Origin of the sequence: Colwellia chukchiensis (assembly GCF_002104455.1) — a bacterium.
Lineage (GTDB): Bacteria > Pseudomonadota > Gammaproteobacteria > Enterobacterales > Alteromonadaceae > Cognaticolwellia > Cognaticolwellia chukchiensis.
This window is the reverse complement of record NZ_NBOC01000002.1, coordinates 381,774-394,782: the sequence shown is the minus strand read 5'-3', so window position 1 is coordinate 394,782 and position 13,009 is coordinate 381,774. Positions and strand designations below refer to the sequence as shown.

Sequence of the window (13,009 nt, the reverse complement as noted above, 5' to 3'; positions counted from 1 at the left end):
GAGCAGATATAAAACACTTCATACTTCCAGATAAAAGAAAGCACCGAACGTTTCCACGTTCGGTGCTTTATATTCCGAGCCGATATCCGTTGCGATATAAGGAATGATCCTTATCCGAACGGCATTAACTCAATGAGTGGCTTTATATGCATTTAAATACTGTCTAGCGAGAAAACTGACTAGCCTTAAATATCGGGAAACAGTCAAGTGAGAGGTTACTGGCCTTTAACTTCTGATAAACCATTAAATACCGCTTTATCACCCAAAAATTCTTCAATACGTAGCAACTGATTGTATTTAGCAACACGGTCTGAGCGACATAGCGAACCGGTTTTAATTTGTCCTGCCGCTGTACCTACCGCTAAATCAGCAATGGTTGCATCTTCAGTTTCACCACTGCGATGTGAAATAACGGCAGTAAAGCCGGCATCTTTTGCCATTTTAATGGCGGCAAGCGTTTCTGTTAATGAACCAATTTGGTTAAATTTGATCAAGATAGAGTTGCCAATACCTTGCTCAATACCGCGGGCTAAAATTTTGGTGTTCGTCACAAATAGGTCGTCACCAACAATTTGCACTTTATCGCCAATAAGATCGGTTTGGTATTTAAAACCATCCCAGTCTGACTCGTCTAAACCATCTTCAATTGACACTATCGGGTATTGCTCACACAGACTCGCTAAGAAGTCTGAGAATTCATTAGCGGTAAATTGCTTACCTTCGCCAGTCAGGTCATAAATACCTTTTTCCGCGTTGTAAAACTCAGAGGCCGCACAATCAAGCGCAAGCGTTACATCTTTCCCTAATTCATAACCAGCATCTGCTGTCGCGACTTTAATTACCGCTAGCGCTTCCGCGTTTGATGCTAGGTTTGGCGCAAAGCCGCCTTCATCACCAACGGCTGTGCTCATGCCTTTTGACGATAATACTTTTTTCAAAGCATGGAATATTTCAGCGCCCATTCGTAAGGCTTCAGAAAAGCTTTTTGCACCAACTGGTTGGATCATAAACTCTTGAATATCCACATTGTTATCAGCATGCTCACCACCATTAATGATATTCATCATAGGTAAAGGTAATGAGTATTGACCCGAGGTACCGTTCAGATCAGCTATATGTTCAAATAACTGTACTTTTTTCTCCATTGCTGCCGCTTTCGCGTTCGCGAGCGACACTGCAAGAATAGCATTGGCACCAAAGTTTTCTTTGTTTTCCGTGCCATCTAAGTCAATCATGATTTGGTCAATATTCGCTTGCTCAAGGGCATTTTTACCTATCAGCGCTTTAGCAATATCATTATTAACGGCAGCAACGGCTTTTAATACGCCTTTGCCTAAGTAACGGCCTTTATCACCGTCACGTAATTCTAGAGCTTCACGAGAGCCGGTTGATGCGCCAGAAGGAGCAGCTGCGCGTCCCCATGCGCCAGAGGCTAAATAAACGTCGGCTTCTACGGTTGGGTTACCACGAGAATCCATGATTTCGCGAGCGATTATTTTACTGATGTTCGACATTATGTTCCCTATTCCTTATTTACTGCCATTGGCAGGCTATAAACGATAAATTAAAAAGTTAAATTCAGTGATTTTCTTAGCGGTTAACCGGAATCAAAACTCACGGCAACTAAAAACAAAACCGCAGCAATAAGCTACGGTTTTGGTCAATACTTGTTAACGGGTTTGTTGCTTTTGATGCGCAAAGGCGGCAGCAATAAAGCCCGTAAACAGTGGGTGGCCATCGCGAGGTGTCGAGTTAAACTCAGGATGAAATTGCCCAGCAATAAACCAAGGGTGATCGGGATTTTCAATCACCTCGACTAAACTCTTATCGGTAGATAAACCCGAGAACACTAACCCTGCTTGGCTTAATTGTTCACGGTAGTTATTATTTACCTCAAAACGATGACGGTGTCTTTCATAAATGGTTTCACTACCATAAACGTCATAAGCTTTAGTACCTTTTAAGATATGACACAGCTGTGAGCCTAAGCGCATCGTGCCGCCTAAATCAGAATCGGCACTGCGATATTCAATTTTACCTTCATCATCTAGCCATTCATTAATTAAACCCACGACAGGGTGCGCTGTTTCAGCGTCGAACTCTGTGCTGTGAGCGTCACTTAAACCAGCAACATTACGCGCATAATCGATTAAGGCTACTTGCATTCCTAAACAAATACCTAAATAGGGTATTTTGTTTTCACGGGCATATTGCGCGGTTAATATTTTACCTTCAACTCCACGCTCGCCAAAACCACCAGGGACTAATATAGCGTCAAGGCCGTCAAAAACTTCAACCCCTTTCGATTCAACATCTTGTGAGTCAATATAGCGTATTTTAACTTTTATTTGGTTTTGAATACCGGCATGCTTTAAGGCTTCATTGACCGACTTGTAAGCATCGGGTAACTCAGTATATTTACCCACCATACCAATGACTACTTCACCCGATGGGTTCGCTTCTTTATATAGTACCTGCTCCCAATCGGACAAGTCTGCTTCTGGAACATCAAGGCCAAAACGATTAACCACTAACTCATCCGCACCTTGAGCCTTAAGGAGCGCCGGCACTTTGTAGATGGAGTCAACATCGCGCATCGAAATAACGGCTTTATTCTCAACGTTAGTAAATAACGAAATTTTAGTACGCTCGTTGGCTGGGATTGCACGCTCGCTTCGACAAACAAGAATATCAGGAAAAATACCAATCGAGCGTAATTCTTTAACCGAGTGCTGTGTTGGCTTAGTCTTAATTTCACCAGCGGCGGCAATATAAGGCACTAAGGTTAAATGCATAAACATTGCTCGTTCACGCCCTAGTTCAACACCTAATTGACGAATTGCTTCTAAGAATGGTTGCGACTCAATATCACCAACAGTGCCGCCAATTTCTACCATGGCGATATCATAGCCTTCTGCCCCTTCAATGACGCGACGCTTAATATCATTGGTAATATGTGGGATCACTTGAATGGTAGCACCGAGAAATTCACCTTTGCGCTCACGAGCCAGAATATCTTGATAGATACGACCGGTAGTGAAGTTATTGCGTTTGGTCATTTTGGTGCGAATAAAACGCTCATAGTGGCCTAAGTCAAGATCTGTCTCTGCTCCGTCTTCGGTAACAAACACTTCACCATGCTGAATTGGGCTCATCGTCCCTGGATCCACATTAATATAAGGGTCAAGCTTTAGCATGGTAACTTTTAAACCACGTGCTTCGAGAATTGCCGCCAATGATGCTGCAGCAATACCTTTACCAAGAGACGATACAACGCCGCCAGTAACAAAAATATATCTAGTTGTCATGCGATACCCAGAGTCAGGAAAAACAGAAATTTTGCACTAAATTAAGTTAGTTTTTGATAAACCAATCAATTTAGTAGGACGGGAAAACATTATACTTAAAAGCCATGTTAACGACAATATCAATGTCGCATCTAGTTGCACATAATTTACAATCAAAACAGATTTTAGCCGACAATGGTATTTATCTGTAGAAAAAACCAGTAGACTACAGGCTTTGTTAAACCGTTTTCGTTACCTATTTACATGTCCCAATTAAATTACATGTCCCAATTAAAAAATGTTTTTCACGCCATAGATGCCATCAACCAAGCGGATACCAACACCACAGTTGTTGACGGTGTTAGCCACCCTAAAGAATTGTTATATGGTCAATATATGTCGGCTTGCCTCGACACCTACTGGCCAAATGCCAGCGAGCAGTTAAAAATTGCCGCTCGTGCCCAACATGTAAAACGTTGGCAATTAAAGCGCGCTGACTTTCCTAGTGGCAAATCAGGCTACCTTGCTTGGCGCAAAGCCTTAGGGATTTATCACGGCGCTACCGCAAAAGCGGTTATGTTAGAGCACGGCTACAGTGAAGAAGATGCCAATGCCACTGCTCGCATTATCCGAAAAGAAAACTTAAAGTCTGATCCTGATACGCAAACCTTGGAAGATGTCGCTTGCTTAGTATTTTTACAATATTACTTCGAAGCATTTGCTGCCAAGCACAAAGAAGAAAAAATCATTCGCATTCTGCAATTAACTTGGCGAAAAATGTCTACCCAAGGTCAAGAAATTGCGTTGAGTTTATCGCTACCAACACAAACCGGTAAATTAATAGCTCAAGCCTTAGCCTAACCTTGATTTATCAGGCGTTATCATGGGCGCAAGTTATTCTCTCGCTGAGCTTGTGCCCGCTTTGTTTTCGCTGAAATTGGCGCATTATTGCCATCTGAGATAGGTAAGCGCCAGAGAAAGATAAAAGGCCATAGCACTAAGCCGACAACGAGCAGTTTCAGCCATAGTGCTGGCAGAACATAGCAGGACCAAGCTACCGCAATTATCATAGAGCTAAGGGCAATTATTTTCGCACGCTTTGGAATACTGCGTGACTGCTGCCAATGGTAAATCATAGGTCCAAAAACTTTATTGGCCAATAACATTTTATGCATACGCGGTGACGACTTTGCAAAACAAGCCGCAGCCACCAGTAAAAACGGTGTGGTAGGTAGCAAAGGTAAAAAAGCACCAATAAAGGCCAAGGCGACAAAAAACACCCCCGCTATTTTTAATAACATTTTTAACCTCATAGTACGTTGTGCACAAATAAAAAGCGTCATCGTTAGTAAAAGATGATACTAACATAGACCACACGGCTTTACTCAAGTACTAAAGGTTTTCCCGATAAGCTGCCGCGCCACTTTTGTCGACCTTTTACTAACAGCAGCTCGCCATATTGGCCATGTTTAATACTGCTATCAATGGCAATAACTTTGCCCTGATATCGCGTTGTGACCTGTGACTGGGAAGTATGCCCTACCACTAAGTGCTCTACGTCAAAGTGCTTAAGTAAGAGCGCGATTTCTGCTGCACTGGCGCCTTTATCGCTTTCGCTGCCTTTAAAATAGCCCCGATACCAAATAGGCCCATTGCGCTTGTGCAGGTACTCACTCCAACCACTTCTGGGCGTCGTTAACTCAGCTTTAACAAGGTTGGCTTTAAAAACTTGATTTATCGCTTGTAATGAACGTTGTTCAGTCACTAACGATGGATGAAAACCACCATGGGTAAATAACATATTATTAATTTTCACCAGTACGGCTTTGGTGCGCAACCAATCGCCTAGCACAGTACCTTTACCATAGAGCTGTTGATAAGCGATATTTAAACGCTTGCTGACGTGTAGATATTTGTCATGTACATAACGCAGGTCACCGTTTAGCACCATTACCTCATGATTACCCAATAATAAGTGAAGTTTACCGCCGGCTTGCTCTGCTTCTTGCTCAAGACGATACAAAAACCATAAGATTTCGGTAACTTTATCTCCACGGTCAAATACATCACCTGTGATAACAAAATGGCCATTGCCAAACGACCAATGCCCTTGCTGATCAACAATGTTGTTATTTTTTAATAAGCGTAACATCAGTTGATATTGGCCATGAAAATCACTGCTAGCAGCAACGGAAAAATCACCTTGATATTCAAGTACTGTCTGCTCTAAAAAATGGCTGCGATCTAATGTCACCGGCTCTTGACAATAGGCCAGTACCAGAGGCAAAGTTTGCGGGTCAAAATATTGCGTTACTTTTTCACCGTTACATACCCATAACGCGGTTAGCTTATCGTTATCTTTAAAGACAAACGGCCCATCATTAAGATCTGATACCAGCGCCTGAATTGGCTGGCTGTCGGCGGCCAAAACGGATAATGGCTGTTGCTGTGCCTTTATCGACTTACTTGCCACCGTTAACGTTACGGCATTTGCAGCAGCGGCACAGGCCAAAAGCACAAACAAAGTAACTAAGGTGACGCTATTTTTATTGAAAAGCATACGCTCTCCAGAACTGAGGTTTTGAAAAGGTAAACTTCGTTTAATCGCGAAGTTTAACGTGTTGGCGCTTTCCCGTTACGGAAAACCGCCATATGTATAAATGTGCACTTCCATGTGCTTAAGTTGGTTGAATTAAGTGCTCATGTTAAAACTTAACTTCAGCACCAGCATAAAAGAAACGCCCCATGCCACCGCCATACTCACTGTCATAATTACCACGACCACCCAAAATAAACGCGCCATTTTCATCAAAAAGGTTGTTAACACCAGCAAACATGCGTAACTCGGCGCCATTTGATAGGTCTGTCGCGTAAGAAACTGACAAGCTATGTTTAATATAGGAGCTGATTTTATAAAATGCCGGATCTTCAGGATTCTCAACACATGACGCCTCACCGGCTAAACATGCGGCTTCATTTTCAAGAAAAATTCCCCCTTCGCCAGCTTCATCTAATGCGCCATAGTAGCTTTCTTTTCGATCTAAGCTGTCAATAACACGACCTTTAAACTTAGTGCTCCAGCGAATGCGCCATGCATCATCGTAATACCAAGTAAATGACACTGACGCCTTGTCCGCAAAAATACCGTTTTCTAAGTCGCCAACGTAGTGGTTAGTTTGCGTGCCATCATTGGTCTGAAAGGTTTTTGAATGCTCAATAACATGGGTGTAATCTAACTTAACTTTTAAGTCCCCCATATCGCCTAGGTTGTAGTCATAAGCTGCAGCAATGTCATAACCACGAGTTTGCACTTGATCGACATTGTAAGAACGTTGCAGTATTTCAATAATGTTACCTTCACTGTCACGGGTAATGTCATTACAAAAATTATTCTCTGGGCCAAATGCCAGTTCAGAGTTATAACATTGCTCAATAATGTCGGCATTATCAATTTGGGCAATAGCATCATCAATCTTAATATTATAATAATCTATGGCTAGGCGAAAACCGGTTAAAAATTCTGGTGCGATAGAAATACCTAAGGTATAGGTATCGGCGGTTTCTTCGCTTAGCTCAGTATTACCGGTATTAGGTGAGTAACTATTGTTAGCATCTTCAAAGACAAAATTGGCATCTTCTGCTATTAATGCGGCAATGGCGGGTTCTAATCGACAATTATCATGCCCGGTACTGGTTGATGTTGCACTCACACCATCACAAATATCGTCAAAGCTGTCATAGTCTCCACGCGGCGGCGACAATAATTCGGTAATTGTCGGTGCTCGTTGTGCACGTGAGTAATTTGCGCGCAACATATAACCTTCCACTACTTCCCAGGTTACGCCGGTTTTATAACTTTTAACTAAGTCTGAGCCTGACCAACTGTAATCAGCAACACGCGCCGAAAGTTCTGCGGTGAGGTGCTTCGCTAATGGTTGATCTTTTAACAGCGGTACGGCCGCCTCGGCAAACGCCTCTGTGACCTTAACTTCGCCATAAAATGCCGGTACCACATTGAAGGTAATGCCGCCATATTGCTGCTCAGCACTGGTTTGAAGATCTTGCTTGTCTTTGCGGTACTCAACGCCAAATACCGTTGCTACCGGCCCTGCGGGCATGTCAAATAAGTCTCCTGCGATATAGCCGAGCACATTTATTTGTTCTATCTCTGTGCTTATGGTTGGGTTTGAGCGAATATAATCTGCCGCTTCTGGGGTAATTGCGCCTTCACCAAACAAGTTTAGCGGAACACAACCCGCCGCTCTAGCGGCCTCATCTTTACATTGAATTGTGCCATCAGCTAATTTCTCCGCTTGTAAAGCGGCATTAACTCTGATGGTGTTTAATTCGTTATAACGGGTTTGATCTTGTGTTGTACGCCCATAACCTAACGAAAGATCCCAGTCCCAGTCACCGTCAAATATTGTCCCTTGCAAACCCGCCCACGAGCGAAGTGTGGTGCGCTTATTATCGGTTTGAATTTCACCCACCTCGCCAAAACGTCGGTCCCAATAGATGCGATCTTTATATAAGCCACTATTGGCAATTTCATCAGGTACAAACGGATTATCAATTGGAATATAACCCGGCCTTACCCGCCCTGGAGCGCCGGTTTCTGGATCTATGGTTAATGCATAAGCACTTTCATATTCATCTTCTGGTGACTTATTATTAAGGGATTTATTTTCACTGTACTGCACCTGAAAGTTAGCTTGAATATCATTAGGTAGTTGATAGTCAAATTTGAACGCCGCCGACGCAGCTTGATCTGGCACTTTTAACATCACGTACTGCGCTGAGTTTATTCCAAACTTTTCTTCATTACCTTTCCAGTCATCTCGCAATGTTTGCCCGTCATACCAAAACTGAGTGTCGTTGCGACTTGACTCACCAAATACGCCGCCTAAAGTGCCATCACTTCTGTTACGCCAGTCGGCTTTAGTAATATCTCGCATACATTGGAAACCATTTTCAGTCAGCATTTGATTACACATTTGCTTAGCATCGTAACGATAAGCATCTTCTTGTTGCGCGCGTTTTCGATCATAAAAGCTAAGGCCTCGCTGCTTTTCGAAACTGGAGCTGAAATACATATAACCTAAGCCATCAGCAAACTCGGTGCCATAATCTAAATCAATAGAGTACTCTTCACCACCGCCTTTAGCGCTTTCACCTGCCCTGACTTTAAACTCAAAACCTTCTTTGTCTTGTTGGGTAATAATATTAACCACACCTGCAACTGCATCTGAGCCATAGGCGGCAGAAGCGCCACCAGTGATCACTTCCACACGCTCTACCATACCCGAGGGAATGGTACTTAAACTGACATAATTACCACTGTAACTGTTTGAAACGGTACGACGTCCATCAATCAAGGTGAGTGTTCGGCTGGTACCTAAATCACGCAAGTTTATAGTCGATAACCCTGTTGCCGAAACATTAGACTGACTATTAGAGTTACTTACGCCTTCTGAGATTTGTGGCAACTCTTCAACTAGCATTTCAGATAGCGAACCTAAGCCAGTATCCTCAATGGCATCTTTGCTCATCACTGCTAATGGAGTCGCGACACTAAAACTATCACGGCGCAAACGTGAGCCAGTTACCGTGATTCTTTCTTCAGCATCTTTTTTCCCGACAGTTTCGCGTTCTGTCGATGCGATTGTCGATTTTTCAATTGCTTGCAGTGCTTGGGCATTTTCTGCCAAAGTACTGGGTATAAAAGTGGTTGCAGCACTAAAGATAGTACTTTGAATTGCTATGGTGAGAAGTTTCTTATTCATCTCGGCTCCCGTATTTCATGTTTTATTTTTTTAATTTGTCTGCATAACCTGTTAATTAAACGACATTAACATTGATTTTTTATGCCTTGGTTCACCAGTGTTTGCCCGAGTTAGCGATAACACACAGCTAAAGTTTTCCAGGCAAACTTTGTTTTATGAAATATCACCACTAACTACAATCTGCGCTAGCTCGTTTCTATATCTATTTAACATCTACCTACATATTAATATTTATATTCAATGACTTACGGTTAATCCTTGCTAGTTTTTCTCGACAATTAATATTTTGATTATTGACACCTTATGACGATTAAAAACATGAATTTGATTGTACAAACTGCCGCAAATGGTTATGCTTAAATTCACAGTATTGTTAGCCATATCGCTAGCTCTCATCGCTTGCTTTAGCCATTTTAAATTATCAGGACCGCTATTTTTTAATGAAGTATGAGCAACCCTTCTCCATTGCTAATTACCAAATTCAACCACTAGAATATGCCATTCAGTTGGCTGATGGCGAAAAGCAATCACTGCAACCAAAGTTTGTTGAAGTCTTGTGCTATTTAGCCGAGCAATATCCACGAATTATTCCTCGAAGTGAGCTCATTGACGCCGTTTGGGCGGGAAATAGTTATGTGGGTGAAAAAGCCTTAACCAATGCCATTTGGCATTTAAGACAAAGCTTAAAAGATGATAACAATGAAGTCATTGAGACCATACGCAAAGTGGGCTATCGACTATTGATAGAGCCAATATGGCTAGATAAAGTTGTGCTAAAATCTCAGCGACCAGACAGTACTCAAGCAACGCCATTGGTTAAGTTTAGCCAGACGTTGCAACGTAAGTACGCGGCCGTGTTTTTGGCCTGTGCCATTGCGCTTGTCGCCTTTTACGTTAATAAAAATAATAAAGGTCACTACCATGGCGCGCCAACCGTAACACAAATTACCAAATCTCCAGGCAGTGAATTATTTGCCTCTCCTTCACCGGATGGCAGATATATCGTCTACAGCTGGTCTGACAATAACGGTGCAGCAAATTTATATATGAAGGATACGCTCCAGCCCGAACTACCCGCTAAGCAACTAACCTTTGACAGTGATAAGGAAGGCTTGTCAGCCTGGGGTAAAAAGGGTGAGTATTTATATTTCGCTCGCAAAGGCCGAGGTAAGTGTGACATCATCAAAATGCATGTCACCAGCCAACAAGAGCAGGTACTAGCAACCTGCTCTAGAAAAGGAGGCTATTATTATTTAGATGTATCTGCGGATAATAAAATACTGGCTTTTCATGGCTTTGAAGCGCCCGCCGATACCCCTGGCATTTATTTTATTGAACTTGATAACCCCGCGGCAAAAGCCGTACGTTTTTCTTGTTCGAATAACTGTGGTTATAGTGATCGTGACATGGCTTTCTCACCTGATGGGAAAAGCATCGCGGTATCAAGGCGAAAAAATCGTTTTAGTGAAAATATATTTTTGGTGGATTTAAAAACTAAAAATGCCCGAGCATTAACCGAAAACGAAGAAGATATTGTCGGCTTAACTTGGCACCCTGACGGCAAAAAGCTGGTTTACGCCGCACAAAGATCCGATGTTAGAGACGGTTATATTGTCGATACGTCATCGCTGCATGTAGACAAGTTAGGCTTGGTTGGCTTTAGTTACCCAGCCATTGCCAAAGCCAGCGGCCAACTTTATTATCAGCAAAGAAAAGAACAATATTATATTGCGAGCCTAACATTAAATAGCGACACCACCACCTCGCCTTTTCCCGTAATTCAATCAGAATTTAATCATCTCTACCCTGACTATTCTAGGGCAGCGAACAAAATGGCTTATGTATCCAATGAATCAGGAAATTACGAGCTTTGGGTAGCAAATAGTGATGGCAGTGAGCGCAAAAAACTTACCCATTTACAGCAAACAATTCGCTACCCAAAATGGTCTTTTGATGGTAAAAAAATTGCATTTTTGGCTCCGACAGCATCAGGTGACGGTGATCGTATTTATATTTTTGACTTAATCAGCAATACCCTTAAGGACGTACCAAGCCCATTTAAAAAACACAACCTGCCAACTTGGAGCTTTGATGATAGTGCCATCATTTCTGCCATTTATACTCAGGAATTTACCGATCTTTTTAAAATTGACATTAACACTGGTCTGGCACAGCGGCTCACCTATGATGGCGGCCGCTATGGGCTAATGATAGCTGAAGATACTTTACTCTATACCAACTTAAAAGCCGGCTTATGGCAAAGGCAACTAGACTTACCAGCGTCAAGTAAGCCGATAATTAAAATTGCTGCTGAGCTTTTTGATACCCGTTATACTTGGAGCTACTATGATAATAAGGTTTATTTTGGCCAGAAGCAGTCACATCATCTACAAGTCGCCTCTTATGATGTTATAGCACAGCAGCTAACCCCGATAGTGCGCTTGCCATTAAAGGCTTTTGATGACTCAAGTGCACTGTCGTTAGTTGCTGAGCAAAATACCTTATTGTTCACTCATGCCTTGTCACCACAATCAGATATCAAAATGCTAACTCATCCATTACTTGATCAGCCTTAGAGGCGAAACAAACAGGATTTAATCATTATTCGCGGGCGTTACTTTCTTTTATAGCCCACTAGCTGTATTTGATTAGCCGCACGTTGGCTTAGGCTATTTCATGATTGGCGCACCGAAAACACTAACAATAGCGCGGGTCTTTTAATCGAATACCAATAAAAATAATCAAGAACTTTCGCCGTGCCGGAGTGTCAGATGGCGATAGTTCCTAACGCAGTAATTACGTCTTCGCCTAACGTCATACTTGCCCTGCTGATAATAAACGTAGCGCCTAATCAAAGCGGCCTGAACTTTTTTGCACAACACAAACACTAATCGCCAATTCTTTTAGCTGTCTTGTTGTGCCACTGAGCCTTTAACGCTCGGTATTCCAACTAAAAAAATACGCGCCTAAGCTTAAAAATAATGTACTCATGATCACTAAAATACCTAGGTGATAACTAATATCGGCTAAGCTTGCCCCTTCAGTGATAATTTTTCGCGCGCCAACAACTAAATGCGTTAATGGTAAAAAGTCTGCAAAAACTTGTATTGCTTTTGGCGCCCCCTCTAAGCTAAACCAAACCCCTGAAAGCAGCATCATTGGCCAAGAGCTTAAATTTAATAAGCCCCCGATAAGCTCCTCACTTTTACTGCGACTGGCCACTAATAAGCCTAAGGTTATTAAGCTAAATGCACCCAGTAGCGCAATAATAAACAAGTCTAGATAACTGCCTAACATGTAAAAATCAAAGAAAAAGTTACAGCCAATATAGACCACAATAGCCATAAACATCACAATAAACAGTCGCGACACGAGTTGTGCTGAAACAAACTCTAGCGCGGTAAGGGGAGTTGCTTTCAGCCGTTTTAATACTGCATTTTTTCTATACCTAACAATAACATAGCCAACACCAAATAAGCTGCTAAACATCATGTTCATACCTAAAATGCCAGGCAATACCCAATCCAAGTAGCGAATTGGTCTACCTTGAGTTTCAAGGCGCTGAAAGTCTAGATGACTATTTAACAATATTTTTTCGACTAAGTAGCTTTTTGGCGCTTCTGCATTTACCCAGTATTGTTGACGATTAAAATCTACTAACAAATCAATTTTGTGTTGTGCTAGTTTGATTTTCGCGGTTGAGGACTCGGTATAGTCAATAAATTGAATATATTTTGTCGTTAAAAACGGTGACGGATGCTCAACCAAATTAACAACACCAACCTTATAAGCCGCTTTATCATTGTCTGAAAACACCAATGACAATCCCAACAGCATTAAGATAGGGAAAAATAAATTCCATCCCAATGACGCGCGATCGCGAAAAAACTCAATATTGCGAGCTTTAACAACCGCATAAAAACGTGAAATATTTAGCAT

Annotated in this window: 8 protein-coding genes; 2 read left to right on the top strand and 6 right to left on the bottom strand. The window is 42.1% G+C overall.

The genetic code is table 11. The annotated features are described in order from the left end of the window. Positions 1-215: 215 nt before the first annotated feature. Both eno and B6K83_RS05230 read right to left on the bottom strand, forming a co-directional pair. Positions 216-1,514 carry a phosphopyruvate hydratase gene (gene eno / locus B6K83_RS05235; RefSeq protein WP_085283900.1) on the bottom strand — a complete coding sequence of 433 codons (1,299 nt, stop codon included), beginning with the start codon at positions 1,512-1,514 and terminating at the stop codon, positions 216-218. A 156-nt stretch (positions 1,515-1,670) separates the two neighbouring features. After that, positions 1,671-3,308, bottom strand: a complete 1,638-nt coding sequence (locus B6K83_RS05230; protein ID WP_085283899.1) for a CTP synthase — start codon at positions 3,306-3,308, stop codon at positions 1,671-1,673. Between the two features lie 261 nt (positions 3,309-3,569). On the opposite strand from B6K83_RS05230, the gene B6K83_RS05225 reads away from it, so the two are divergent. Beyond that, positions 3,570-4,148: a DUF4202 domain-containing protein gene (locus tag B6K83_RS05225; protein WP_085283921.1), complete on the top strand. Its 579-nt coding sequence runs from the start codon at positions 3,570-3,572 to the stop codon at positions 4,146-4,148. A 20-nt stretch (positions 4,149-4,168) separates the two neighbouring features. Here B6K83_RS05225 and B6K83_RS05220 read toward each other — a convergent pair whose 3' ends face one another. From B6K83_RS05220 to B6K83_RS05210, 3 genes are all read right to left on the bottom strand, one after another. Then, positions 4,169-4,588, bottom strand: a complete 420-nt coding sequence (locus B6K83_RS05220; protein WP_233143797.1) for a YbaN family protein — start codon at positions 4,586-4,588, stop codon at positions 4,169-4,171. Between the two features lie 80 nt (positions 4,589-4,668). Continuing rightward, positions 4,669-5,847, bottom strand: a complete 1,179-nt coding sequence (locus B6K83_RS05215) for a metallophosphoesterase (RefSeq protein ID WP_085283897.1) — start codon at positions 5,845-5,847, stop codon at positions 4,669-4,671. A gap of 145 nt (positions 5,848-5,992) precedes the next feature. Continuing rightward, the gene (locus B6K83_RS05210; protein WP_085283896.1) at positions 5,993-9,070 is read right to left on the bottom strand and encodes a TonB-dependent receptor domain-containing protein; all 3,078 of its coding nucleotides are present in this window, start codon (positions 9,068-9,070) and stop codon (positions 5,993-5,995) included. Between the two features lie 440 nt (positions 9,071-9,510). Here B6K83_RS05210 and B6K83_RS05205 point away from each other — a divergent pair, with 440 nt between their 5' ends. Next, positions 9,511-11,646 (top strand): winged helix-turn-helix domain-containing protein, encoded by a 2,136-nt coding sequence (locus B6K83_RS05205; protein ID WP_085283895.1) that lies wholly within the window; start codon positions 9,511-9,513, stop codon positions 11,644-11,646. 355 nt (positions 11,647-12,001) lie between these two features. On the opposite strand, the gene B6K83_RS05200 is transcribed toward B6K83_RS05205, so the two are convergent. After that, positions 12,002-13,009, bottom strand: coding sequence for an ABC transporter permease (locus tag B6K83_RS05200; protein ID WP_085283894.1), 1,008 nt, complete (start codon positions 13,007-13,009; stop codon positions 12,002-12,004).